The organism is Cryobacterium sp. N21, from assembly GCF_002929575.1.
Classification (GTDB): Bacteria; Actinomycetota; Actinomycetes; order Actinomycetales; family Microbacteriaceae; genus Cryobacterium; species Cryobacterium flavum.
Genome location: NZ_PJJQ01000035.1, coordinates 385,105 through 410,071 on the forward strand (window position 1 = coordinate 385,105; position 24,967 = coordinate 410,071).

Annotated in this window: 25 protein-coding genes; 16 read left to right on the top strand and 9 right to left on the bottom strand. The window is 67.7% G+C overall.

From position 1 onward, the window contains the following. The first annotated feature begins 88 nt into the window (after positions 1-88). Genes arsB through CXY77_RS16260 form a run of 3 tightly spaced genes read left to right on the top strand, consistent with a single transcriptional unit; the run spans position 89 to position 2,175 of the window. Positions 89-1,117, top strand: a complete 1,029-nt coding sequence (gene arsB, locus CXY77_RS16250; protein ID WP_233197480.1) for an ACR3 family arsenite efflux transporter — start codon at positions 89-91, stop codon at positions 1,115-1,117. Positions 1,118-1,132: 15 nt separating this feature from the next. Further along, entirely contained in the window at positions 1,133-1,534 is a 402-nt protein-coding gene (locus CXY77_RS16255) for an arsenate reductase ArsC (RefSeq protein ID WP_092340365.1), read from the top strand. A gap of 2 nt (positions 1,535-1,536) precedes the next feature. Continuing rightward, positions 1,537-2,175 carry an arsenate reductase ArsC gene (locus CXY77_RS16260; RefSeq protein ID WP_104130497.1) on the top strand — a complete coding sequence of 213 codons (639 nt, stop codon included), beginning with the start codon at positions 1,537-1,539 and terminating at the stop codon, positions 2,173-2,175. A gap of 273 nt (positions 2,176-2,448) precedes the next feature. On the opposite strand, the gene CXY77_RS16265 is transcribed toward CXY77_RS16260, so the two are convergent. The 5 genes from CXY77_RS16265 to CXY77_RS16285 all read right to left on the bottom strand — a co-directional run bounded on the left by CXY77_RS16265 (position 2,449) and on the right by CXY77_RS16285 (position 7,339). Then, a complete protein-coding gene (locus tag CXY77_RS16265) occupies positions 2,449-2,739 on the bottom strand; it encodes a metal-sensitive transcriptional regulator (protein WP_092340367.1) in 291 nt (96 codons plus the stop codon). Between the two features lies 1 nt (position 2,740). Further along, positions 2,741-3,043, bottom strand: coding sequence for a rhodanese-like domain-containing protein (locus CXY77_RS16270; RefSeq protein ID WP_092340368.1), 303 nt, complete (start codon positions 3,041-3,043; stop codon positions 2,741-2,743). Further along, a complete protein-coding gene (locus CXY77_RS16275) occupies positions 3,040-4,704 on the bottom strand; it encodes an FAD-dependent oxidoreductase (RefSeq protein ID WP_104130498.1) in 1,665 nt (554 codons plus the stop codon). The genes CXY77_RS16270 and CXY77_RS16275 overlap by 4 nt, the downstream gene beginning before the upstream one ends. 173 nt (positions 4,705-4,877) lie before the next feature. After that, a complete protein-coding gene (locus tag CXY77_RS16280; protein WP_092340370.1) occupies positions 4,878-7,118 on the bottom strand; it encodes a cation-translocating P-type ATPase in 2,241 nt (746 codons plus the stop codon). After that, positions 7,118-7,339, bottom strand: coding sequence for a heavy-metal-associated domain-containing protein (locus CXY77_RS16285; protein ID WP_092340371.1), 222 nt, complete (start codon positions 7,337-7,339; stop codon positions 7,118-7,120). The genes CXY77_RS16280 and CXY77_RS16285 overlap by 1 nt, the downstream gene beginning before the upstream one ends. Before the next feature lie 136 nt (positions 7,340-7,475). Between CXY77_RS16285 and CXY77_RS16290 the strand changes: the two genes are divergently transcribed. Together CXY77_RS16290 and CXY77_RS16295 are read left to right on the top strand one after the other, a co-directional pair. Continuing rightward, positions 7,476-7,784: a metal-sensitive transcriptional regulator gene (locus CXY77_RS16290; protein WP_104089193.1), complete on the top strand. Its 309-nt coding sequence runs from the start codon at positions 7,476-7,478 to the stop codon at positions 7,782-7,784. Between the two features lie 93 nt (positions 7,785-7,877). Continuing rightward, positions 7,878-8,564 carry a response regulator transcription factor gene (locus CXY77_RS16295; RefSeq protein ID WP_092340373.1) on the top strand — a complete coding sequence of 229 codons (687 nt, stop codon included), beginning with the start codon at positions 7,878-7,880 and terminating at the stop codon, positions 8,562-8,564. Here the strand turns inward: CXY77_RS16295 and CXY77_RS16300 are convergent. Both CXY77_RS16300 and CXY77_RS16305 read right to left on the bottom strand, forming a co-directional pair. Further along, positions 8,464-10,218 carry a GAF domain-containing sensor histidine kinase gene (locus CXY77_RS16300; protein WP_092340374.1) on the bottom strand — a complete coding sequence of 585 codons (1,755 nt, stop codon included), beginning with the start codon at positions 10,216-10,218 and terminating at the stop codon, positions 8,464-8,466. The genes CXY77_RS16295 and CXY77_RS16300 overlap by 101 nt on opposite strands. Positions 10,219-10,281: 63 nt before the next feature. Next, the gene (locus CXY77_RS16305) at positions 10,282-11,136 is read right to left on the bottom strand and encodes a universal stress protein (RefSeq protein ID WP_092340375.1); all 855 of its coding nucleotides are present in this window, start codon (positions 11,134-11,136) and stop codon (positions 10,282-10,284) included. Between the two features lie 256 nt (positions 11,137-11,392). On the opposite strand from CXY77_RS16305, the gene CXY77_RS16310 reads away from it, so the two are divergent. The 3 genes from CXY77_RS16310 to CXY77_RS16320 all read left to right on the top strand — a co-directional run bounded on the left by CXY77_RS16310 (position 11,393) and on the right by CXY77_RS16320 (position 14,025). Further along, positions 11,393-12,448 carry a zinc-dependent alcohol dehydrogenase family protein gene (locus CXY77_RS16310; protein WP_104130499.1) on the top strand — a complete coding sequence of 352 codons (1,056 nt, stop codon included), beginning with the start codon at positions 11,393-11,395 and terminating at the stop codon, positions 12,446-12,448. A gap of 26 nt (positions 12,449-12,474) precedes the next feature. Further along, positions 12,475-13,035 carry a flavodoxin domain-containing protein gene (locus tag CXY77_RS16315; RefSeq protein ID WP_092340377.1) on the top strand — a complete coding sequence of 187 codons (561 nt, stop codon included), beginning with the start codon at positions 12,475-12,477 and terminating at the stop codon, positions 13,033-13,035. A gap of 126 nt (positions 13,036-13,161) precedes the next feature. Continuing rightward, a complete protein-coding gene (locus CXY77_RS16320) occupies positions 13,162-14,025 on the top strand; it encodes a universal stress protein (protein WP_092340378.1) in 864 nt (287 codons plus the stop codon). Between the two features lie 164 nt (positions 14,026-14,189). On the opposite strand, the gene CXY77_RS16325 is transcribed toward CXY77_RS16320, so the two are convergent. Then, positions 14,190-14,546, bottom strand: a complete 357-nt coding sequence (locus tag CXY77_RS16325) for a VOC family protein (protein WP_104130500.1) — start codon at positions 14,544-14,546, stop codon at positions 14,190-14,192. Between the two features lie 563 nt (positions 14,547-15,109). Between CXY77_RS16325 and CXY77_RS16330 the strand changes: the two genes are divergently transcribed. Both CXY77_RS16330 and CXY77_RS20745 read left to right on the top strand, forming a co-directional pair. Next, positions 15,110-15,757: a hypothetical protein gene (locus tag CXY77_RS16330; RefSeq protein ID WP_199181934.1), complete on the top strand. Its 648-nt coding sequence runs from the start codon at positions 15,110-15,112 to the stop codon at positions 15,755-15,757. 41 nt (positions 15,758-15,798) lie between these two features. Next, positions 15,799-16,968: a hypothetical protein gene (locus CXY77_RS20745; RefSeq protein WP_233197481.1), complete on the top strand. Its 1,170-nt coding sequence runs from the start codon at positions 15,799-15,801 to the stop codon at positions 16,966-16,968. 5 nt (positions 16,969-16,973) lie between these two features. Here the strand turns inward: CXY77_RS20745 and CXY77_RS16340 are convergent, their stop codons facing one another. Continuing rightward, entirely contained in the window at positions 16,974-17,732 is a 759-nt protein-coding gene (locus CXY77_RS16340; protein ID WP_092340380.1) for an NUDIX hydrolase, read from the bottom strand. 152 nt (positions 17,733-17,884) lie between these two features. On the opposite strand from CXY77_RS16340, the gene CXY77_RS16345 reads away from it, so the two are divergent. The 6 genes from CXY77_RS16345 to CXY77_RS16370 all read left to right on the top strand — a co-directional run bounded on the left by CXY77_RS16345 (position 17,885) and on the right by CXY77_RS16370 (position 24,948). Beyond that, positions 17,885-18,940 carry a 2,3-butanediol dehydrogenase gene (locus CXY77_RS16345; RefSeq protein WP_092340381.1) on the top strand — a complete coding sequence of 352 codons (1,056 nt, stop codon included), beginning with the start codon at positions 17,885-17,887 and terminating at the stop codon, positions 18,938-18,940. Positions 18,941-19,004: 64 nt separating this feature from the next. After that, positions 19,005-19,769 (top strand): MBL fold metallo-hydrolase, encoded by a 765-nt coding sequence (locus tag CXY77_RS16350; RefSeq protein ID WP_092340382.1) that lies wholly within the window; start codon positions 19,005-19,007, stop codon positions 19,767-19,769. 610 nt (positions 19,770-20,379) lie between these two features. Then, positions 20,380-21,333, top strand: coding sequence for a hypothetical protein (locus CXY77_RS16355; protein WP_104088982.1), 954 nt, complete (start codon positions 20,380-20,382; stop codon positions 21,331-21,333). Then, positions 21,334-22,908, top strand: coding sequence for a hypothetical protein (locus CXY77_RS16360; protein ID WP_233197462.1), 1,575 nt, complete (start codon positions 21,334-21,336; stop codon positions 22,906-22,908). It begins immediately after the preceding gene. Next, positions 22,865-23,596, top strand: a complete 732-nt coding sequence (locus CXY77_RS16365) for an ABC transporter ATP-binding protein (protein WP_092340384.1) — start codon at positions 22,865-22,867, stop codon at positions 23,594-23,596. Before CXY77_RS16360 ends, CXY77_RS16365 begins: the two co-directional genes overlap by 44 nt. Continuing rightward, positions 23,593-24,948, top strand: coding sequence for an ABC transporter permease (locus tag CXY77_RS16370; protein ID WP_233197464.1), 1,356 nt, complete (start codon positions 23,593-23,595; stop codon positions 24,946-24,948). Before CXY77_RS16365 ends, CXY77_RS16370 begins: the two co-directional genes overlap by 4 nt. Positions 24,949-24,967: the final 19 nt, after the last annotated feature.

Genomic DNA, 24,967 nt, shown 5'->3' on the forward strand with positions numbered 1-24,967 from the left:
GAATTGGAGATTCGTGAGCAGCACCGCCCCAGCCCCCACCCGACTCGGCGCGATCGACCGGCTGCTGCCGGTCTGGATCCTCGCCGCCATGGCCCTCGGCCTGCTGCTGGCCCTGTACGTTCCCGCCGTCGGCGAGCTGCTGCACGCCTTCACGATCGGGTCGGTCAGCGTGCCGATCGCCATCGGGCTGCTCATCATGATGTACCCGGTGCTGGCCAAGGTTCGCTACACGGATGCCCGTGCCGTCGCCTCTGACAAGCGCCTGCTGGTCTCCTCCCTGCTGCTGAACTGGCTGGTCGGGCCGGCGCTCATGTTCGCCCTGGCCTGGATCTTTCTGCCCGACCTGCCGGAATACCGCACCGGCCTGATCATCGTCGGGCTCGCCCGCTGCATCGCCATGGTGCTGATCTGGAACGACCTGGCCTGCGGCGACCGCGAAGCCGCCGCCTTTCTTGTGGCCGTGAATTCGGTGTTCCAGGTCGTCGCGTTCGGCGCGCTCGGCTGGTTCTACCTGCAAGTGCTTCCGGCCTGGCTCGGCCTGCCCACGACGAGCGCCGAGTTCTCGATCTGGGCGATCACCGCGAGCGTGCTGATATTCCTGGGAATTCCGCTGCTGGCCGGGTATTTGTCGCGCCGCGTCGGCGAGGCCCGCCGCGGCCGCGACTGGTACGAGGCGCGTTTTCTGCCCCGGGTCGGCCCGTTCGCGCTCTGGGGGCTGCTGTTCACGATCGTGATGCTGTTCGCCCTGCAGGGGCAGCAGGTCATCGACCACCCCGGCGACGTCGCCCGCATCGCACTGCCGATGCTGGTCTACTTCGCGGTCATGTTCCTGGTCGGCTTCGTCACCGGACGCCTGCTGCGCCTGAGCTACGAGCGCACCACGACGCTCGCCTTCACCGCCGCCGGCAACAACTTCGAGCTCGCCATCGCCGTCGCGATCGGCACCTTCGGCGCGCTCAGCGGCCAGGCCCTGGCCGGCATCGTCGGTCCACTGATCGAGGTTCCTGCATTGGTCGCCCTCGTCTACGTGGCGCTCTGGCTCAAGCCCCGACTTTTTCCCGAGCGGATGCCGGCGGCCGCGCCGCCGACGCCCGCCGCGGCATCCACTCTCGTCTAAAGAAGGAAGACCCCAATGAAACCCTCCGTACTGTTCGTCTGCGTGCACAACGCCGGCCGCTCGCAGATGGCCGCCGGCTATCTGACCGCGCTCGCGCAGGGACGCGTCGACGTGTTCTCGGCCGGCTCCGAGCCGAAGGACCAGATCAACCCGGTCGCGATCGCCGCGATGGCCGAAGAGGGCATCGATATCGCGCACAACGTGCCGAAGATTCTCACGACCGAGGCGGTCAAGCAGGCCGACGTCGTCATCACCATGGGCTGCGGCGACGCCTGTCCGATCTTTCCGGGCAAGCGGTATGAAGACTGGGAGCTGGCCGACCCGGCCGGCCAGGGCATCGAGAGCGTGCGCCCCATTCGCGATGAGATCAAGGCGCGCATCGAGGCGCTGCTGGCCGAGATTCTGCCGGTCGCCTGACGATGCTGCCCGGCCTGACCTATCCCGAGGAGTCGCTGCGACGCCTCGCCGCCGATCTCGCTGAGCAGTTTCACGGAGTCTTCGCCGCCGAGACCGTTGAGCGCTACGTGCTCGAGAGCTATACCGGGCTGCTGCGCACGTCGAGCGTGAAGGCACACCTGACGACCCGCACCGCGCACTTTGCCCGGGAGCGCCTCACCGCGCTGGCCCAGGCCAAGGGTGCGATCGGCCGTTCGGTTCCCGAGGTATTGTTCGTCTGCGAGCAGAATGCTGGCCGGTCACAGATGGCCGCGGTGTTCACCAACGCTTTGTCGGGCGGCTCGGTGCACGTGCGTTCGGCCGGATCGATGCCCTCCTCCGCGCTGAACCCCACCATGGTGGCGGTTATGGCCGAACTTAATCTGTCGCTGGACGAGGCGTTCCCCAAGCCGCTCACCGACGACGTCGTGCAGGCAGCGGACGTCGTCATCACTATGGGCTGCGGCGACGCCTGCCCGATCTACCCGGGCAAACGCTACGTCGACTGGGAACTCGTCGACCCGGCCGGCCAGCCGATCGAGGAGGTGCGGCGCATCCGCGACCAGATCAAGGCACATGTCATCGAAATGCTCGCCGGCCTCTGCGTGACGCCCGTCGCCTGACCCACCCTGCGGTCGGGGCCAGGTGGGCCCGGCGAATGGATGCCGCCCCACCAGGACGGGGCCCAGGCCCCGTCCCCGGGCCCAGTTTATAAACTGGGCCCGGGGCTATAACGTGGGCCCGGTGGTCGCGGCATCCGTTGACTCACGGCAGCGATTGGCCGGCACTACGGATGCTCGCGCCCGATACGGGTGCGCGCCACGGTAACCGGCGTAGCGGCCACCCGTTTCAGGCGCGACACATGCTCAAACGTGGCGAAACGGAGGCCCGCCCCGCTACGCGAGCGTCAGGAACAGCTTCTCGAGTTCGGGCACCGTCATTGAGTTCTCGTTGTCGGGATTCGCGATGCAGTCGCGCATCGCGGTCGACACGATGACGAAGCCGGCCTTGTCGAGCGCGCTCGACACGGCGGCGAGCTGAGTGACGACGTCGCGGCAGTTGCCGCCACCCTCGACGGCGGCGATCACCGCCGTCAGCTGCCCCTGCGCCCGGCGCAACCGGTTGAGGATCTTCTTCTGCTCGGCAGCCCTGGCCGCCGTGTCATCGGTCACCGACGAGATCGCCACCTCAGGCCCCCTGCTCGGTGGGAAGCCCGGCCTGCTGCCAGGCCGTCGTGCCGCCGGCGATGTTCACGGCGTCATGGCCGTGGGCAGCCAGATACTCGGCGACCTGGGCGCTGCGACCGCCGAGGGCGCAGATGACGTGCACCGGGACATCCGCTGGGATCTCACCGATCCGCTCGACAACCTCGCCCATCGGAACGTGCACGACGCCGGGCACGTGGGCGGCTTCGTACTCCCACGGTTCGCGCACGTCGATGACGACGGGTTCGGTGAGCGCGTTCAGCTCGGTGACGGTGATCTCTTTCATACGAGGACCCTTTCAGCAATGGGGGAAACAACAAGGCTAGACGTTCCGGCCAGCCAGGTGCGATAGCCGCCGTCAAGATTGCGCACGTCGAATCCGTTCTGGGTGAGAATGCGCGCGGCGGTATGCCCGCGCTGGCCCACTTGGCAGTGCACGATCAGAGGCACGCGCGGCAGCTCGTCGAGCCTGGCGCGCAGGTCGTCGAGCGACACGTTGAGTGCGTCCGGAATGCTGCCGGCCGCGAATTCGCCGGCCGACCGCACGTCGACGAGCACGGCGCCGTGCGCGCGCGCGGCCGCCAACTCGTGCCACTGCAGGTTCACGCTCGTGCCCTCGGCGAGGTTCGACGCGACATAGCCGAGTTGGTTAATCGGGTCTTTTGCGGAGGCATATTGCGGCGCATAGGCCAGTTCGAGGCGCGTCAAAGCGGATGCGCTCAGCCCCGCCGCCATCGCGACCGCGAGCACGTCGATGCGCTTGTCCACCCCGGAGCCGCCCACGATCTGGGCGCCGAGGATGGCGTCGGATTCGGCGTCGATGAGCAGCTTGATGGACATCCCCTCCGCGCCGGGAAAATAGCCGGCGTGGTTGGCGGGGTGCGTGTGTGCGATGCGGTGGGCGAGGCCCGCTTCGACCAGGCGTTTCTCGCTCCAGCCGACCAGGGCTACGGTGAGACCGAAGATGGCCACGATCGACGTACCGAGCGCCGGGGCAGCCTGCCCGGGAGTGCCTGCGATGCTGTCGGCCACGGAGCGGCCGTGTCGGTTCGCGAGGCCCGCCATGGTGACGAGCGTGCCGGAGCCGCTGACGGCATCCGTTTTCTCGACGCCGTCGCCGACCGCGAAGATGTGCGGGTCGCTCGTGGCCTGGGTGCCGTCGACCCAGATGCCGCCGCTCTCGCCGATGCGGAGGCCGGCCTGCGCGGCCAGGGTAACGTCGGGGCGCACGCCGCTCGCGTCGATCACGAGGTCGGCGGGCACGGTGCTGCCGTCGCTGAGCATGATGCCGAGGGCCGACGTTCCGGTGACCGTGGCGTTCAGGCGCACGTCGACACCGCGCTCACGCAGGCGATCGAGTACGGGAGCGGCCATCTCGGGATCGAGCGGGGTGAAGATCTGCGGCCCGCGCTGCACGAGGGTCACGTGCACGCCACGGTGCACGAGGTTTTCGACGGCTTCGAGGCCGATGAATCCGCCGCCGATCACCACAGCGGATGCCGCTGCGACGCTCGCCAGCACCGCGGTGATGTGATCGACGTCATCGACCGTGCGCAGGGTGTGCGTGGGGACGGTGCTGTCTTCAGATGCGTTGGACCTGGCCGAAGCGCCGGCCGCGAGCACGAGCCGGTCGTAGTGTTCGACGCTCGTTTCATCGGTCAGCAGGTCGCGCACCGTGACGGTCTGGGCTTTGCGGTCGATCTGCACGACCTCGGTGTCGACACGCACGTCGAGTGCGAAGCGTGCCCCGAGGGATTCGGGGGTCTGCAGCAGCAGGTCACCGCGATCCCGAATGATTCCCCCCACGAAATACGGCAGCCCGCAGTTCGCGAACGACACGTAATGGCCGCGCTCGAACACGATGATCTCGGCGCTCTCGTCGAGTCGGCGCAACCTGGTCGCCGCCGACATTCCGCCCGCAACTCCGCCTACAATGATGATTTTCACGTGTGCCTCCAGGTCAAAGATACCCCAGGGGTATGCGCGCACAAACCTGCGGGCGGAGCAGGCGCCGGTGAGGGCCGCGCGGCCGCATCCGCTCCCCGGGCCCACGTTATGAACACGGGCCCAGTCTATAAACTGGGCCCGTGGACGGGGCCTGGGCCCCGTCCACAAAATGCTCAAGCGGGTTGGGCTCGGAAACCGCGCAGGCGCAGGCTGTTCGTCACCACGAAGATCGACGACAGGGCCATCGCGGCCCCGGCGATCAGGGGGTTCAGCAGCCCGGCCATTGCGAGCGGAATCGCCGCGACGTTGTAGGCGAAGGCCCAGAACAGGTTGGCCTTGATCGTCGTGAGGGTGCGGCGGGCCAGCCGTATCGCATCCGCTGCGGCGAGCAGGTCGCTGCGCATGAGCGTCAAGTCGCTCGCCTCGATGGCCACGTCGGTGCCCGACCCCATGGCAATGCCGAGGTCGGCGGTGGCGAGCGCGACCGCATCGTTCACGCCGTCCCCGACCATCGCGACCACGTGCCCCTGCGCCTGCAAAGAAGCGATCACCCGCGCCTTGTCGGCCGGCAGCACCCCGGCGGTCACGTCGGTAATGCCGACGAGAGCGGCCACGCTCTGCGCCGCGGCGACATTGTCACCGGTCACGAGCATCGGCGTCAGCCCGAGGGCACGAAAACGTGCGATCGCCGCAGCGCTCGTGGGCTTGAGGGTATCGGCGACGGTGAGCACGCCGCGCACCTTGCCCTCCCACGCCACCATGACGGCCGTCTTGCCGAGCGCCTCGGCCGTTCCCATCACGGCCTGCATCTCGATCGGCACCACCAGCCCCCATCGTTCGACCAGCCAGACGGGCCGTCCAACCAGCACCAGGCGTCCGTCAACCAGCGCCTGCACGCCCAGGCCCTGCTCCGACAGAAACTCCGACGCAGCCGGCACCGCGCCCAGGCGCGATACAGCGCCGGCCGTGATCGCCCGCGCGATCGGATGCTCCGACCCGCTTTCCGCGGCCCCGGCCAGCCCCAGCAGCTCATCTTCAGAGCCGCACTCGTGCATATCTGCGGTCGACAGCGTCATTCGCCCGGTGGTGACCGTGCCGGTCTTGTCGAGAACGATCGTGTCGACCCGGCGCGTGGATTCGAGAACCTGCGGCCCCTTGATCAGAATACCGAGCTGCGCGCCGCGCCCGGTTCCCACCAGCAGTGCGGTCGGCGTGGCCAGCCCGAGCGCACACGGGCAGGCAATGATCAGGGTCGCGACGGCCGCAGTGAACGCCATCGCGGCGCCGGCACCGACCAGCAGCCAGCCAGCCAGGGTCGCCAGCGCGAGGAGGATCACGATCGGCACGAACACGCCGGAAACCCGGTCGGCCAGGCGCTGTACCTCGGCCTTGCCGGTCTGCGCCTGCTCCACCAGCCGGCCGATGTGGGCCAGCTCAGTGTCGGCACCAACCTTCGTGGCTTGCACGACGAGTCGCCCGCCGGAGTTCAGCGTGGCGCCCACAACACTGTCGCCCGGACCGACCTCGATCGGTACGGATTCGCCGGTGAGCAGGCTCGCATCGATAGCGCTCGCGCCATCAACGATCACCCCGTCGGTCGCGACCTTCTCACCCGGCCGCACCACGAACTGGTCGCCGACCGCGAGCAACGCGGTGCTGATGCGACTCTCCACACCATCGCGCAGCAGCGTAGTCTCCTTCGCACCGAGCTCGAGCAGCGCCGTGAGGGCCGCGCCGGAGTTGCGCTTGGCCCGCGCTTCCGCGTACCGACCGGCCAGAATAAACACGGTGACAGCGGATGCCACCTCCAGGTAGATCTCGTGGGTGCCGGCCCCCGGGGTAGCCGAGAAGGTGAAACTCATGGTCATGCCCGGCATGCCGGCCATGCCGAAGAACAGGGCGTAGAGCGACCAGCCCAAGGCGGCGAGCACGCCGACGCTGACCAGGGTGTCCATGGTGGCGGCGCCGTGCCGGGCGTTCACCCAGGCGGCGCGATGGAACGGCCAGGCACCCCAGATGGCGACCGGGGCCGCGAGAGTCAGGGCCAGCCACTGCCAGTTCGTGAACTGCACCACGGGAATCATCGACAGGGCGGCGACCGGCAGGGTCAGCGCGGCGGAGATCAACAGCCGCTGCCGCAGCGACGCAAGCTCAGGGTCGACGGCGGCCGCGGCGGGGTCCACGGTGACCGGAGCTGGCAGCACGGCCGTGTAGCCGGTGGCCTCGATGGTCTTGATGGCGTCATCGACGCTCGTGCCGGCCGGCACGAAAACGCTCGCCTTTTCGGTGGCGTAGTTGACGCTGGCTTCGACCCCGGGCATTCGGTTGAGTTTCTTCTCGATGCGGGCCGCACACGAGGTGCAGGTCATGCCCCCAACGAGCAGATCAACTTGCTGGCCCACATCGGCAGACATCAGGCGGCTACCAGCTGGTAGCCCGCCTCCTCGACGGCCGCGGCAACCAGGGCGCGGTCCAGCGTGGCGGCGCTCGTGACGGTGACCTGCGAGGTACCGCCCTTGACGAGGTCGACCGTAACGTTCTCGGCGCCCGCGAGAGCTGTAATCTCTTCGGTCACGCTGGCGACGCAGTGGCCGCAGGTCATTCCATCAACGCTGTAGGCGGTCGTGGTGCTCATCGAAAATTCCTAACTGTTTTCTACCCCCGAATGAGTATTCATTCGAGCATACCCCTTGGGGGTACCTTTGCCCCTACTATACCCCGAGGGGGTACAGTTAAGCATGGGGTTCACGAACGACGCAAAGGACAATGTCATGACCGAGTCAGAGAGCCACGACGGCCCGCACGGCTACATCTCCAACAAGGACGCCTACCTCAAGCGCCTGCGTCGCATCGAGGGTCAGGCCCGCGGCCTGCAGAGCATGGTCACCGACGACAAGTACTGCATCGACATTCTCACGCAAATTTCGGCCATGACGAGCGCCCTCGAATCGGTCGCTCTGGGCCTGCTCGATGACCACCTCAACCACTGCGTATTGCACGCGGCCATGGCCGGCGGCACCGAAGCCGAGGCCAAGCTGCAGGAGGCATCCGCGGCCATCGCTCGGCTGGTTCGCTCCTAAAGGACCGGACCTTTGGCCCTAGTCGCCGGGCTGCGCCGCGCGCGACACTGTTAATACATATAGAGCTAGCGTGCCCATTCGGGAAGGACCACAATGAACCTGCCGCACAGCGCGCCCCAGACGACGGTCGAGGCATCATTCGCCGTTCCGATCCGCGTTTTCATTCTCGACGACCACGAACTGGTGCGCCGGGGCCTGCGTGAGCTGCTTGAGGGCGAGGGCTTCGACGTCGTCGCCGACACCGGTTTGGCGGTGGAAGCCACCGTGCTGATCCCGAAGCTGCGCCCCGACGTGGCCATTCTCGACGCCCGCCTGCCCGACGGCACCGGCATCGAGGTGTGTCGCGACGTACGCTCGGTCAATCCGGCCCTGCAGTGCCTCATTCTCACGAGTTACGACGACGAGCAGGCGTTACGTGGCGCCGTGCTGGCCGGTGCGGCAGGCTACGTACTGAAGGAAATTCGCAGCACCGACCTGCTCGACAAGATCCGTCGCGCGGCCGCCGGTGAGTCGCTGTTCGACCCAGCGGTCAAGGCGGGCATCATCACCGGCCTGGCCGACCCGCTAGACGCCCGTCTCGCGTCGCTCACCGCGCAGGAGCGCAAGGTGCTCGACCTGATCGGCGAGGGACTGACCAACCGTGAAATCGGTCAGACCATGTTCCTGGCCGAGAAAACGGTCAAGAATTACGTGTCGTCGATGCTGGCGAAGCTGGATTTTCAGCGCCGAACCCAGGCTGCCGTGTACGTTGCGAAACGTGGAGACGAACACCAACGGTAATCTCCGGCACCGGCGCAGACCAGCGCAGCCGGGTGCCCTCGCCGGGGGCGCTGCGCACCGAGAATTTGCCGCCGAGCAGCGCCGCTCTTTGTTTGAGGTTGTCCAGGCCGCTGCGCCGGGTGGGTTTACTGAAACCACAACCGTTGTCGGCGATGACGAGCTTGATGCGGTCGTCTTGGGCATCGACCGAAATGTCGATCATGCTCGCCTGCGAATGCCGCGCAGCATTACTGAGGCCTTCCGAGATCACGGCGAGCAGGCTGCTGGCGAGGTCATCGGCGAGCGGCGCATCGATCGGCCCGGACAAACGGATGCGCGGCGCATACGGCAGGCTCGCCGCCCCCTCCTTGATCACGGCCAGAATGCGACTGCTGAGCGTGCCGGTGTCTTGCGCCATGCCGCGCAGCGAATAGATCGTGTCGCGCAGTTCCCGAATGGTGTCATCGAGCTCGTTCGTGACGGCGTTGATGCGGTCGAGCGCTACGGAATCGTTGGTAAACCGCCGCAGGCTCTGCATGCTCAGCCCGGCGGCGAACAGCCGCTGAATGACCAGGTCGTGCAGGTCGCGGGCGATGCGGTCGCGGTCGCCGAGCACGGCCTGCTCTTCGCGCATACGGTGCACGGAGGCCAGTTCGAGCGCGAGTGACACCTGCGTGCCGAAGACCGCGCTCATCTCCACATCGGTGACGCTGTATCGAGCGGATGCCGGTGCGCGCGACAGCAGAATCACGCCCTGCCCGTCGCCGGCCGGCCCCAGGGCGGCAATGAGGGTGGACCCCAGGTGCGACCACTTTGCGGCCGAGCCGGGCGTGGCATCCGCTATCTGGAGGGGCGGAGTGGCGAGCGTGGCGGAGCGGCCGGTGGCCTGCATCTCGGCCAGCACACCGGGTTGCAACAGCACGGTCGTGCCGAGCAGTCCCGCCGCAGTCGTGCCATCCGTGCCGGCCGCAGCCGCACAGTACAGGCTGTCGTCGGTGGGAAAACCGATCACGGCCAGTTCGGCACCGGAAGCCACGAGTACGCGCTGAACGACGAGGTCGAGGCCGTTGTCTTCACCGTCGACCGGTCGCAGCAGGTCGCGGCCCATCGCGGCGACCGCTTCGAGCCAGCGAGAGCGAGCACGGGCCTCGTCGTAGAGGCGGGCGTTCTCGATCGTGACGCCGGCGGCCGCGGCGAGTGCCACGGCCAGGGTCTGATCTTCGTCGGTGAAGTCCCCTCCGCCCTCTTTCTCGGTGAGGTAGAGGTTGCCGAAGACCGTGTCGCGCACCCGCACCGGAACCCCGAGGAACGACTTCATTGGCGGATGGTGGGCGGGAAAGCCGAAGGAGTCGGGGTGATCGTGCAGGTCGTGCAGGCGAATAGGGTTCGGTTCTCGAATGAGCAGGCCGAGCACGCCGTGCCCGGTGGGTAGCGCGCCAATCTGGCGCACGGTCTCTTCGTCGAAACCCACGGTGACGAAGTGACTGAGCGCCTGGCCCTCGCCGATCACGCCGAGCGCGCCGTAGCGGGCCTGCACGAGCTGGCAGGCCGCTGTAACGACGCGTTCAAGCACCGCTTCGAGGCTGAGGTCTTCAGCCACCGAGACGACGGCGTCGAGCAAACCGCGCATGCGATCCTGGGTGAGGGCAAGTTCGGCGGCGGTCTGATCCGTCATCGTCGTCCCCCACCCTCATGCCATCCGGTGGTCTAACCTTGGCATGATTTCGGGTGCATGAAGCTACTTATGGGTGGTTCTGGTGACAATTGTCGGGCAGGAGATGTGCAGCAGCACTTCGTGGCTGACCGAACCCATGAGCAGGCGCTGCAGTGAGCCCCGGCCGCGACTGCCGACGACGAGCAACTGGGCGTGCTGCGCGGCCGCAACGAGTGCGCGGGCCGGCGATTCGTCGGTCTCCAGAACCTGGTGCACCACGAGGTCGGGGTACTGCGTGGTGAGGCCGGCGACGGACTCGGCGAGCACAACGCGCTCCTCTTCCATGCGCTCGGTCACGGCGTCGGCCGGAATGCTGCGCAGAACGCGACGATTCGGCAGGTGCACCGCATAGAGGGCGTACAGTTCCTGGCCGGTGCGGTCGGCCTCGGCGGCGGCGAACGCCACGGCGGTCAGCGAGTCGGCCGAGCCGTCGACGCCGACGTAGACGCCGGTTCTCTCGGTCTCGGGCAGCGAGGGAATCACGGCGACCGGGCAGGTTGCCAGCGCGGCGATCTGCAGGCTCACGCTGCCGAACAGTTCGCCCTCGACCCGGCCCTTCTGGTCGGTTCCGACGACGACCAGGTCGGCGTCCTTGGAAAGTTCGCTCAGCACGCGCGGTGCGCTGCCGGTGCGCAGTTCGGTGTGGGTGGTGACGCCGGGGGCGAGGGCCACGGCGCGGGCGCCGGCTTCGGTGAGCAGCTTCTTCTCGGCGTCGAGGATGGAGTCGTAGTAGCCGTAGCCATCGGCCAGCCAGGTTTCGTACACGGTGTGCATGAGCGTCACCGGGCTCTTGACGTTCTCAGCGCGGGCCATGGCCCACGCGAGGGCGGTCTCGCCGGCGTCCGAATCGTCGATGCCAACCACAATCATCCGGTTCATTGCTCTACCTCGTTCTTGATCACAGGTCGCAGCAGTGGAGTCCCCCGCCACGAGCGCGGAGCTGATGCCCCATCGCCTCACACCCATCCTGTCAGCAGCGGGTTCCAACAAGTAGGGCCGGAAGTCCCGATTAGGTGCCCAATCTGTGGCCGCACAGGGCGGGACTTTCGGCCCTAGCCGCCCTCGGCCCGCCGGTCTTAACGTAGTTCTGACGGGCCTTCTGCCCGCCCACATTCTAAGAATCAAGGAGATACCCATGAAGGCATTGGTTTATGGCGGTCCCGGTCGAAAGAGCTGGACCGACGTTCCCGACCCGAAGCTGCACAGTTCGACGGATGCCATCGTGCGCGTGGACACCACCACGATCTGCGGCACCGACCTGCACATTCTCAAGGGCGATGTGCCCGCCGTCACGGTCGGGCGCATCCTCGGCCACGAGGGCGTCGGCACGATCACCGAAATCGGCTCAGCGGTGAGCAACCTCAAGGTCGGCGACCGCGTCATCATCTCCTGCATCAAGAGCTGCGGCCACTGCAGCAACTGCAGCAATGGGCTGTACTCGCACTGCCTCGGTGATGAGGGCGCCTCCGGCATCGGCTGGGTCTTCGGCCACCTCATCGACGGCACCCAAGCCGAGTTCGTGCGCGTGCCCTACGCCGACAACTCCCTGCACAAGCTGCCCGAGGGCGTCAGTGACGACCAGGGCGTCATGCTCAGCGACATTCTGCCGACCGGTTTTGAAATCGGCGTGCAGTACGGCCGGGTCAAGCCCGGCGATGTCGTCGCCGTGATCGGCGCCGGCCCGGTGGGGCTGGCCGCCATCGCCACCGCCGGACTCTACGGGGCCGCGAGCATCATCGCCATCGACCTCGACGAAAACCGCCTCGAACGGGCCCGAGACTTCGGCGCCACCGACACGGTCGTCTCCGGTGCGGCGGATTGGAAGGAACAAGTCCTCGCGCTCACCGACGGCGCCGGCGTCGACGTCGCCATCGAGGCCGTCGGCATACCGCAGACCTTCACCATGGCCACCGAGATCGTGCGCCCCGGCGGCAACGTCGCCAACGTGGGCGTGCACGGCAAGCCCGTCGACCTGCACCTGGAGAACCTGTGGATCCAGAACATCAACATCAGCATGGGCCTGGTCAACGCCAACACCACGAAGATGCTGCTGAAGCTCGTTGCGAGCAAGAAGCTGGCGGCCGAGAAACTCGTCACGCACCACTTCAGTTTCGATCAGTTCCTCGAGGCCTACGACACCTTCGGCCGCGCGGCCGAAACCAAGGCCCTCAAGGTCGTCATTTCCCGCTAGTTCCGCGCCCACTGCCTGGAGGTTTCATGCGCGCCCTGATCGTCTACGAATCGATGTACGGCAACACTCGTCTCGTCGCCGAGGCGATCGGGCGCGGCCTGGCCCCGGCCGAGGTGATCCTCGTGCCCACGAATCAGGCCGCGGGCGTTGACCTGTCGCAGGTCGACCTGCTCGTGGTCGGCGGCCCCACCCACGTGCACGGCATGAGCCGACCGAGCACCCGTCAGGGCGCGATCGACGCCGCCATCACGCCCCAGCACACCCTGCACCTCGAAGCGGATGCCGCCGGCTCCGGCGTGCGCGAATGGCTCGCGTCCCTGAACGGGCTGGCCTGCCGCGCTGCGGCGTTCGACACCCGGCAGGAGGGCCCGATCCTGCTGACCGGGCACGCCGCCAAGAGCATCAGCAAGAACCTGCTCGCCGCCGGCGCCGACGTCATCGCCGACGCGACGAGTTTTCTGGTGAACAAGAGCATTGCGCTGGTGCCGGGCGAGGTGCGGCGCGCCGAGGCGTGGGGCACCATGTTGCGGGAGCGGTCGGCGCCGGGCCCCCAGCATCCGTTTACGGGCGCAATCACCACCGCCTGAATCACTCGGGATGTGACTTAAGGCCCTACTCGGGGGTGCCGCCGATGGCTAACGTGAAGAACACTCGTTGGTGACGCTCACACGACATTCCCGCTCGTGGCCCGCCCCCGAAGAAGGGATTTTCTCATGACACACACGCTCACACGGAGCCAGACGGTCGTCGCCTGGGACGGGTCGGAACCCGCCAGGGCAGCCCTCGATTGGTCGCTCGCCCGCAACAACGACGGCGAACTCAACCTGGTGCGCATCCTCGATCGCACCGTGTCATCGGCTGATTACTTCACCGAGGAATCCGCCACGGTGCGCGCCCGGGAGGTGCTCAAGGACGACGCCGACCGGGTGAGCGCAAAATTCCCGGATCTCACCGTGCATGCCGATCTGCGCTCCGGCGACCCGATCACCGAACTGCGTGCCCTGAGCGGAGCCGATACCCTTGTCGTGGTCGGAACGCACCGCCGCCGCGGGTCGACCCTGCGCTACGAATGGTCGATGGGGGCCAGGCTGGCCGGTTCGGCCAACGGACCGATCGCGATCATCCCGGAGGGTGACAACAAACCTCACTCGGGCATCGTTGTCGGCGTCGACGGTTCGGCCGCGTCGAATGCCGCCGTGGACTTCGCCGCCGAGGAGGCCGACCGCACCGGTCAAGAACTGTACGCGATCCACGCCTGGCAGGAACCGCTGGTCTGGCGCGACACGACCGAACCCGACGCCTGGTTCCTCCAGACGCTCGAGACCTCCCATCGGCGCATCCTCGACGAATCGCTGCTGGCCGTGGCTCGCCGCTTTCCGTCGCTCGTTATTCGGGCCTCACTGGTGCGGGGAGCCCCGCAATCGGCGCTGCTCGATGCGGCCCGTGGGGCTGCGCTGCTCGTCGTCGGTGATCACGGGCAGAAGGGCATCTCGAAACTGCTGCTCGGGTCGGTGAGCCACTCGATCGTGCTCAACATCCAGTCGCCCATGGTGGTCATCCCCGCGCCGTCCGCGTGAGCGGTCGCCGGGTTCTCCGGCTCGCTGCGCTGGACTTGCGCCGGTGCGCGGGAGTTGTGGCCTGGCCGGTACTCCCGCGCGTCGCGCCGCGCTGGACTTGCGCCAGTGCGCCCCAGTTGCGCCTCGCGCGCAGCGGCGCAGCTCCCGCGTAGGCAGAAACAGGGCTAATAGACCTCGCGAAAGTGCCCGATGAAGGTGATCGTGTTGCCCTCCGGGTCGACGATGGTGGAGAGCTGCACGCCCTTGTTCGCCTGCACGATCTCGCCCGGTTCCAGCCCGCGACCGTGCAGTTCGGCGAGGTGCGCCGGCAGGTCATCGACGGCGAAATTGAGCAGACCGGTGCCGGCGCGGGTCTCATCGTGAGTGAGCTGCAGCCATCCGTTGTCGGTCATCCGCCATTCCACGAGCAGACCGGCCATGGGAGCATTGTCGGCCCGGCGGCCGAGGAGTCGTTCGTACCAGCGGTGTGCGGCCTCAAAATCGGCCACCGGAACGACGGCGAGAAGATGATTGATGGTCATGGGGCCTCCTCGGTTCACGCTTGGTGTCGCCACCGTACCCCGACCGGCCGCGCATGGCCCGGGTCGCGTCGGTCGGAGCCGCCGGGCGAGCTCGCGGCACTCGTTGGAGATGGCGGCACCCGTAGGAGTGAGTGCCCGGTTCTCTGAGGAGTGCCACGACGAGCGGATGCCCGGCTCCCGCAGGTGCCACAAGCTTGCCGAGCCCGGTTAGGGTTTTGATATGAGCTCCTTAGCGCTGCCCCGCCGTTCCCTGCGCATTCTGGCGACCGGAGTGGCCCTCGTCGGGCTCGCGGCGACGCTCATCGCCAGCCCGGCCCCGCCAGCCACAGCCGCCGCTCCCGCTTCCACAGTCGCCCCAGCCGCCGCGGCCACCGCCCCGGACGCCTCCGACNCCAGCCGCCGCGGCCACCGCCCCGGACGCCTCCGACCCCACACCGATCGACCCCGCCACCTTCGACCCCGGCCTCATCATCAGCGACTACAACTTCTTCAACCCGGACGCCCTCCCCGAGAGCGGCATCCAGGATTTTCTCGAGGCTCGCTCCTGCCGGCCGAGCGACGGCGTGCCGTGCCTCTGGGAGTACCGCGAGACGACGACCAGCCAGCCAGCCAAGGGCGACGGGCACTGCCTGCCGTACACCGGCGCTGAGAACGAATCGGCCGCCCGCATCATCGCGAAGATCGCGGCGGCCTGCACGATCAGCCCAGAGGTCTTGCTGGTGCTGCTGCAGAAGGAGCAGTCGCTGCTGACCCGGCCCAGCGCATCCGGTTATCTGCGCGCCACCGGCTACGGCTGCCCGGACACCGCGGACTGCGACGCCCAGTACTTCGGCTTCTTCAACCAGGTCTACAACGCGGCCTGGCAGTTTCGGCAGTACACCCAGGAGCCCGACCGGGCGTTCCAGATCGGCAGCGTCGACGTGGGCTTCAACCCCAACGCCGAGTGCGGCGCCTCCACCGTCGCCATCAAAAATCAGGCCACCGCCAATCTCTACAACTACACGCCGTACCAGCCCAACCCGGTCGCCCTCGCGAAGGCCGGCGACGAGGGCGACGGATGCTCGACCTACGGCAACCTCAATTTCTGGCTGTTCTACAACGCCTGGTTCGGAGTCTCCACCCTCGAACCGTTCTCAGTGCTGTTCGACGACTGCCTCAACTATGTCGGCGGCCAGGGCTGCCGTGTTCCGACGCTGATCCCCACACCGTGAGTCAGTTCGCGCGCGGTCCAAGCCTGCGGCGATTGGCGCAAGTGACCTGCCTCGCCGTTGTCCTCGCGTCGATCGTTGCAGCAGCGCCCTCGGCGTCGGCAGCCGACGATTACCCCACCTGGGCCGAGGTTGACGCCGCCCGGTCGAGCGAGACCGCCACGGCCGCCGAGGTGAAACGGATCGAGTCCGCGCTCGATGGCCTGCAGGCGCGCGCGGCCGCTCTCGGCGATACGGCCGTGACCGAGACCGCGCTCGCTGCGGTGGCTCAGGCTGAGCTCGAGAAGGCGACCACCCAGCAAACGGTGCTGACGGCCCGAGCGGATGCGGCATCCGCTCGGGCTGATGCGAGCGGTGAGCGCCTCGGCGTGCTCGGCGCCCAGCTCTACCGTTCCGGCGGCAGCAGCCTCGCCGTGGGCGCCCTCTTCGATGGCGGGAAGGCCAACGACCTGCTCTTTCAGCTCGGCGCCATGTCCCGGCTCACGGAGCAGGCGGGCCTGATCACCGAGCAGGCCGATACCGAGCGCAACGCGGCGGCAGCCCTCACCGCTCAGGCCGACATGAAGACACGGGAGCGCGATCGCCTGCACGACGAGACCCTGTCAGCTCTGGCGGCTACCGAGACGGCGCAGCAGTCAGCGGATGCCGAAGTTGCCCGCAAGCAGGCGTCCAGCGATGTTCTCTATGCCCAGCTGGCCTCCCTCAAGAACACGTCCGCGGAGGTGGAACGGCAGTACCGCACCGGCGTGACCGCGCAGCACGACTACGAAGAGCAACAGCGGCAGGCCGCAGAAAACGCCGGAGCCGGGGATGCGGGCGAGCAACCGACCGTTCCCAGTGTCCCGACCAGCCCGGTCGTTCCGGTCGTTCCGGTCGTTCCGGTCGTTCCCCCGACCGGCGGTACCGTCGACCGCCCCGGCGCCCAGCGCATTGCTGCGGCCCAGGTGGCAGCCAGGGGCTGGGGCGACGCCGAGCTGACCTGCCTGGTCTCCCTGTGGCAGCGCGAGTCCGGCTGGCGAGTGAACGCCTACAACGCCAGCAGCGGCGCGTACGGAATTCCGCAGTCCCTGCCCGGAAGCAAGATGGCTTCGGCCGGCGATGACTGGCAGACCAACCCGGCCACTCAGATCAGCTGGGGCCTCGGCTACATCGCCTCACGCTACGGCACGCCCTGCGGCGCCTGGGAGCACTCCGAGACCAACAACTGGTACTGAGAAGGTCACTCCCGAACGCTGTACACCCACGGTACCTGGCCGATTTCGAGACGGTGCCGCCCGCCATCCCGCTCAGCGAGCGCGTCATCGGCGTACGCGACGTCCCCCGCCCAGAACAGCGCCGGCCCGCGCTCGCTCGCACCAAGCCGGGTTTCGTAGTGCGCCAGTCCGCGCCGCCCGGCACTGGCCACGATTTCGGCCACCGTCCCGTACCCCTGCAGCCCGTGCAGGGTCACCCAGGTCGGCGCGACCAGGGTCATCACAGCGGATGCGTGCCGCTGAAGCGCCGCTTCCGGCCGCAGCCAGGCGTAGTCGATGACTTCGTCTTCGGCGAGCGCGATGGAACCGGGCGGTGCCGTCGTGACGTAGAACCAGGTGCGCAGCCGCTTCGGGGCGCTCGACGGCGGAACCCACAGCGCCGTCGCCACGAGAGAGTCTGGCTCGACCTCGAGCCCGGTCTCCTCTCGCACCTCGCGCACGGCCGCCCGACGGGCGGCGAGTTGCTCGACGGTCTCGGCCCAAGCCGCCGAGCGGCGGTCGGGAGCCTGCACGGCGCGGCTGGCGCTGCCGGCCGGCGCTGCGGCATCCGCTTGCCGTCGATCGCCCGGGTCGACGCCGCCGCCCGGAAACACCCACGCCCCAGCGAAAGACCCGCGGTGACGGGGGCGTTCGAGCAGCAGCACTTCCGGCCCGGCGGAGCTGTCACGCAACAGAACGACGGTCGCCGCGACCCCCAGGGGCACTGGTTCGGTATCGTGCGTCATCGCCGGTCCTTTGGTGTCAGGTCGTGCAGTGTGATCCACCCTAACGCCCGGTATCGGAACGACCCGGCCAGTAGGCTGAAAGTGAGCCGAAGCGTATCGCCGGTGCCACGAGGGTACCGTCGCTGTTTCGGTGCAAGGAGTAGTGAAGCATCATGAAGGCAGCTCGTTTTCACGGCCCGGCAGACATTCGCATCGAGGACATTCCCGCACCCGAACTTCGACCGGGAGCCGTCGCCATCGACGTCGCCTGGTGCGGAATCTGCGGAACCGACCTGCACGAGTACCTCGAAGGGCCGATCTTCATTCCGGCCGAGGGACACCCCCACCCGCTCTCGCACGAAGAAGAACCGGTCACGCTCGGGCACGAGTTCTCCGGCACCGTCACCGCGCTCGGCGAGGGTGTGACCGACCTCGCCGTCGGCGACAACGTCGTGGTCGAACCCTATTTCGTCTGCAACGAGTGTGCTCCCTGCCTGGCTGGCAACTACCACCTCTGCACGAAGATGGGCTTCATCGGCCTGGCCGGCGGAGGCGGCGGACTCAGCGAGAAGGTCGTCGTCGACCGCCGCTGGGTGCACGCGATCGGCGATATCCCGCTCGACGAAGCCGCGCTCATCGAACCGCTGTCCGTTGCCCACCACGCTTTCGTGCGCAGTGGAGCCAAGGCCGGCGATGTCGCCCTCATCGGCGGGGCCGGCCCGATCGGCCTGCTCGTCGCCGCAGTGCTCAAGGCCGAGGGCCTGACCGTGATCATGTCCGAGCTCAGCGAGGCTCGCAAGGAGAAGGCGCGGGTCACCGGGGTGGCCGACCACGTGCTCGATCCCAGCAAGGAAGACGTCGTCGCCCGGGTGCGCGAACTCACCGGCGGCAACGGAGCTGACGTCTGCTTCGAGTGCACCAGCGTGAACGTTGTGCTGGGCCAGTTGTTCGACGCGGTTCGGCCCGCCGGCGTCATCGTGAACGTGTCGATCTGGGGCAAGCCGGCCAGCATCGACATGCAGAAGCTCGTGCTCAAGGAGATCGACCTGCGCGGAACGATCGCGTACGTGCGCGATCACCCGGCCACGATCAAGCTCGTGCAGGACGGCCGGGTCAAGCTGGCTCCCTTCATCACCGGGCGCATAGCCCTCGATGACCTGATCACACAGGGCTTCGACACGCTGATCAACCACAACGAGACCGCGGTCAAGATCATCGTGCACCCGTAATCCGGGTTAACCGGCGGCGCCTCCAGTCGGGGACGCCGCCGATCGCGGCAGTAGGCTGCTTTCTATGCCCGCCATCCTGCGCACGAGCCCGCTCACCCGCAGTCTGCTCGCGCCGAACGCCGGGCCGATGACGCTCGACGGCACCAACAGTTATCTCATCGGAGCACCCGACTCGAGCGGCATCGTCGTAGTCGACCCGGGGCCGCTCGACGAGGGCCACCTCGCGGTCCTCGCCGCGGCCGGCCGGGTGGAACTCGTGCTGATCACGCACCGGCACGCCGACCACACCGCGGCGAGCGTTCGTTTCGCCGAGCTCACCGGAGCCCCGGTGCGGGCGTTCGATGCGGCCTTCTGCGTGAATGGTGACCCACTCAGCGACGGGGAGCTGCTCGCGGTCGCCAGCACCAGCATCCGCGTTCTCGCCACCCCCGGCCACACCGACGACTCGGTCTGCCTATACCTGCCGGGCGACGGCGAAGCCGGCTCTATACTCACCGGCGACACCATTCTCGGCCGCGGTACGTCCATCATCGACGACAGCCTCGCCGACTACCTGGCCTCGCTCGAGACCCTGCGCGCGCTCGGGTCTGCCACCGTTCTGCCCGCGCACGGCCCCGTATTGCCCGACCTAGCGGCCATCTGCACGGTCTACCTGGCGCACCGCCACGAGCGTCTCGATCAGGTGCGGGCCGCGCTTGGCGAACTCGGTTCCACAGCGACGGTGGCACAGGTCACCGATCTCGTTTACGTCCAAACGGATGCCGCGGTGCGGTTCGCAGCCGAGGCCTCCGTCACAGCGCAGCTGGCCTACCTGCGCGCCGAGCGCTGACTGAGCTCGCGAGCCTACTGGTCGGGCTTTTTGTTGTCAGTAGTCCGAGCCGCACGTGCCCGGGCCTCGAGGGTCCGGGCCGTCAGGGCGCGCGCCCGCGCAGCGGCAGTGTCCGCTGCAGCGCTAAATCGGGCATTTCTGCCCCCTGAGCTGGCTGCGCGGGCAACCTTGTTGCTCTGTTTGGGGTTTTGGGCCATGGTGCATTCTCCAATCACGTGAAAACGGGAGATGACTCCTGGTTGAACCCTATCCGCCCGACGCCGACGGCGCCTATGTGACGTTCGTCGGCGCCTCGCTCATCCCTCCACGTCATAACTCCTGCAATCTGTCTCGTTGGTTTTCAGTTCTCCCGTCATTACGCGGGTCTAATCGTCAAGGTCCAGAAATTGCAGGAGTTATGCGGGAAGCCTCAGACGTCCCCCGCAATCTGCCGCTTCGAGGCGTTAGCCAGGGCCGCCTTGCATCCGAAACAGACCGAACGGTATGGTTACTGTAGCGCTGCAACTTGGCGTTCACCCCTATTCGCCGTCGCGATGCGCTAGCTTATGGGGAGATCGGGGGCGGCGATCGATACCCGGCGCAGCCCAGACCATGCTCAAAGGGGAACTTCATGCGCCATCGCTCACTACTCACGACCATCGCCGCCGCCGCTCTGCTGTCGTTGACGCTCGCGGGCTGCAGCGCCGAGAAGGCCGCCGAGAAGCTCGACCCGGCCGAAGGCCCTCTGCAGAAGTACATGTCGGGAATCTACGAAGGCTTCGACGAAGACTCGGCGATCGCGGGGCAGAACGAGCAGGAAGAACTCGTAGCTGCCTGCATGTCCGACGAGGGCTTCGACTACTCTCCCGTCGACGCCTCGCAGTACAGCGGCATGATGACCGACACCGACGAATACGGAACCGAGAAATGGGTAGCCGAAAACGGCTACGGCATGAGCCAGTCCCCGGAGCAGATCGCCGAGCAGGAGGCGCAGAGCGCGGAATTCGTCGACCCGAACCAGGACTACCTGGCGTCGCTGTCCGAGAGCGAGCAAACCGCGTACAGCGAAGCACTCTACGGTCCGCAGCCCACCGAAGAGGAGCTCGCCGACGGCTCCTACGTCGACAGCTACGAGATGGCGGGCTGCTACGGCTCCGCCAGTCAGGAAGTCAACGGCGACCAGCCATCGCAGGAAGAACACGCGGCGGTCTACGACGCGATGAGCCTCATGTATGAAGACCTGCAGGCGTCCCCCGCGATCGTGAAGCTCGACGCCGAATGGGCGGCCTGCATGGCCGATGCCGGGTATGCGACCTTCGCGAAGAAGGCGGACGCCCAGGAGTCGATCATGAATGAGCAAAACGCGCTCTACGAAGACCAGACGGGCGCTGCCCCCGACGAGACGATCCTCGCTGATCTGCGAGAGAAGGAACTCGCACTGGCCATGGCCGACTTCACCTGCGCGGAAGACCTTGGCTACACCGAAGCGACGACCAAGGTACAGTTCGAGTTGGAAGAGCAGTTCATCACCGATCACAAGTCCGAGCTCGACGCGCTCATCGCGGACTACGAGCAAGGCAAGTAGGTGTCGCGCCTGTTCTGGCGACGAGCAGCTACAGAGCAAGACGCGACCGAGGTGATCGACGCGATCGACCCCGGCACCTCGCCGGCCCGGTCGCGCAGCCAGGGCTGGCGACGCCTGTTCGCCGGTAACCGGGTGATCTGGGTCATGGCCACGGTGGCCATCATCGCGCTCGTGGCCGGCCTCGGGCTCGGCCAGTTGATCGTCTCACCCGGGCAGGCGGCAGCGGATGCCGATGCTCCCGCCGGCGGTCTCATCACCGTGCCCATCGAAAACCGCACACTGGCCAACGACGTCACCATGCGCGGCGACGCGACCTATGCCGATTCGGTGGAGGTCAGCATTGAAACCGGCGAACTCGCCGGCGCGCCGATCGTCACCGGGCAGGTTCCGGAGGTCGCCGCCATATTCGATACCGCGTCGATCGCGCTCGAGGTCACCGGGCGCCCAGTGATCGTCTTGCCGGGCGACCTGCCGGTCTATCGCACCCTGCGGGTCGGCGTTTCCGGCCCCGACGTTCTGCAGTTCAAGCAGGGTTTGAACGCGGCCGGAATCGATGCCGGCGCGCTCGACTCCGACATGTTCGACGCGAAGACGGCGAGCGCGGTCACTGCCCTCTACGCCAAGGTCGGCTATCCGGCACCTACCGGCGGCGCCGACGTCGCGAGCGCGGTGAGCAGTGCCGAAGCCGGGGTGACGAGCGCGCAGGCATCCGTTGACAGTGCCAACGGCGCGCTGACCATCGTGCAGGGCACGAGCGCGAACGTTGACGTGGTCGAACAGGGCAACCTGGTGCGCAGCGCTCAGCGCGCCCTCGCCGACCTGCAGGCCGCGGGCACTCCGACCCAGATAGCGGATGCCGAGGACGCCGTCACCCTCGCCCTCGCACGGCAGGCCCAGGCCCTCGCTCCCCGCGACGCGAGCGCCGAGAAGGCCGCCGTCACCGCGGCCAAGGCCGAGTTGACCCGCGCCGGCGAAACCCTGAGCGACGCCCGTGACGGCGCGCTCGCCTACCTGCCGGCCGGCGAAGTGCTCTACCTGCCCGGCCTGCCCCGCCGCGTCGACGAGATTAGCGTGAAACGCGGATCGAGCATCACCGGACCGGTCATGCGCGTCTCCGGCGCGACCTTGGTCATCTCCGGCTCGGCCACGGCGAGCGACGCCGCACTGCTCGAAGTCGGCGCCCCGGCCATGCTCGCCATGCCCGACGGCGACCAGCCCGCCACGATCAGCTCGATCCTGCCGGCCGAACCGGCCAGCGGCGAGACGGCTAGCGGCCGGTTCACCGTGCTGTTCGCGCCCGACGCGCTCACCGACGAACAGATCCAGGCCGTGCAGGGCAGCAACGTGCGCGTGCGCATCCCGGTCAGCTCGACCGAGGGCGAAGTGCTCGCCGTTCCGCTCGCCGCGCTGACCGCCGGGCCTGGCGGTGAATCCCGGGTCGAGTTCGACCCCGGCGACAACGCCGAGACCGTGCTGGTCGAGGTGACGACCGGGCTCGCCGCCGAAGGGTTCGTCGAGATCACCGCCGTCGATGGCTCACTCACGGCCGGCGACCTCGTCGTGGTGGGCCGGTGATGGGCCGGTGCTGACAGCCCCGGTCGTCGAACTGGTCAACGTCACGCGGTCGTTCCCCGGTCCGCCCGAGGTGCAGGCGCTCAAATCGGTCAACCTGCGGGTGGAGCGCGGCGACTACCTGTCGATCGTCGGCCCCAGCGGCTCGGGTAAGTCGACCATGCTCAACCTGCTCGGCCTGCTCGACCGGCCGAGCGTGGGCGAATACCACCTCGACGGCCGGGACACGAGCCTGCTCGACGAGAAGCAGCGCGCCATCGTGCGCGGCGGCACCATCGGCTTCGTCTTTCAGGCCTTTCACCTGCTGCCGCACCGCACCGTGCTCGACAACGTGCTGCTCGCCACCCTGTACAGCGGCGTGCCGCGCGCCGAACGCGAGGACCGCGCCCGCGCCGCCCTTGACCGGGTGAAGCTCAACCACCGCCTCGACTTTCTGCCCGGCCCCCTCTCCGGCGGTGAACGCCAGCGCGTGGCGGTGGCCCGCGCCGTCGTCGCCTCGCCCGAGCTATTGCTCGCCGACGAACCCACCGGAAACCTCGACGAGACCACCGGCGGCGAGGTCATGGATCTCTTCGAGGAACTGCACGCCGACGGCCTCACCCTCATCGTCATCACCCACGACCAGGCGGTGAGCGATCGGGCCGAGCGGCGCGTGCGCATCACCGACGGTCGCCTGAGCGAGTTGTCGTGACGTTTTCCTTCAAGCGGATGCTGCGCCGCCGTTCCCGCGCCGCCGCCGTCCCCGAGACTGTCTCGGGGGACGATCTGACGGCATCCACTGAACTGGCACCTGGCGCCGCCAGCATCGTTCCGGTCATTCGCCGTGCCGACCGGTTCTCGGTTCAGGACCTGCTGGTGGAGGCGAGCTACGGCGTCGGGGCACGTCCCAGCCGACTCATCATGACAACCCTCGGAACCGTGCTCGGCATCGCCTCGCTCGTCGTCACGATCGGGTTCGCGCAGACCGGCGCCGGGCAGATTTCCAGCCAGTTCGACGCCGTTTCGGCGACCCAGGTCATGATCGAACCGGCCACGACCCGCAACTCGAGCGGCGCCGAGCAGGCCACCAGTCGGCTGCCGTGGGATGCCCCGGAGCGGCTCGATCGCCTGGCGGGGGTGGAACGCGCGGGTCTCGTGGCCGATATCGACGTGGCCGGCCAGCTCATCACATCTGTTCCGGTGAACGATCCCTCGGCCGCGCAGACTCTGAGTCCCGCCGTCATCGCCACCTCGCCGGGCCTGCTCGCGGCAGTGCGCGGCAACATCGTCACCGGGCGCTACTTCGATGCCGGCCATGACGAGCGTGCCGATCGGGTGGTCGTGCTCGGCGCGCGGGCGGCCGAGACGCTCGGCATAAACCGGGTCGACTCGCAGCCGTCGATCTTCATCGGCGACGTTCCGTACACCGTCATCGGCATCATCGACGGCGTCGAACGCCGCGCCAACCTGCTCGACGCTGTGATTCTGCCGATGGGCACCGCCCGCGCCGACTTCGCCCTGACCGCTCCGGCCGAACTGCACGTGCAGATCGCTGTCGGCGCCGGCACACTCGTAGCGCGGCAGGCACCGATCGCGCTCGACCCTAATGCTCCCGAGAACTTCACGGTGCAGGCACCAGCCACCGCCTCGTCACTGCAAGACAACATTCAGGCCGACATCAACGTTGTCTTTCTCACGCTCGGCATTCTCGCCCTGCTCGCTGGCGGTCTCGGCATCGCCAACGTCACCCTGCTCTCGGTGATGGAACGGGTCGGTGAGATCGGTCTGCGCCGGGCCCTCGGTGCTACCAAACGCGACATCGCCCGGCAGTTCATCGTGGAGTCGGCGGTGATCGGGCTGCTCGGCGGCCTGATCGGCTCGGCTCTCGGGGTGTTCGCGGTGGTCGTCGTGTCGCTGCTGCAGGGTTGGACGCCCATCCTCGATCCCGTAGTCGCCATCGGCGCGGCCCTGCTCGGAACCGTCGTCGGCCTCGCCGCCGGCGCTTACCCGGCGGTGCGCGCCTCCAACATCGAGCCGATCACGGCCCTGCGCGGCGGAACCTGAGGGGTTCCGGCCGCCGCGC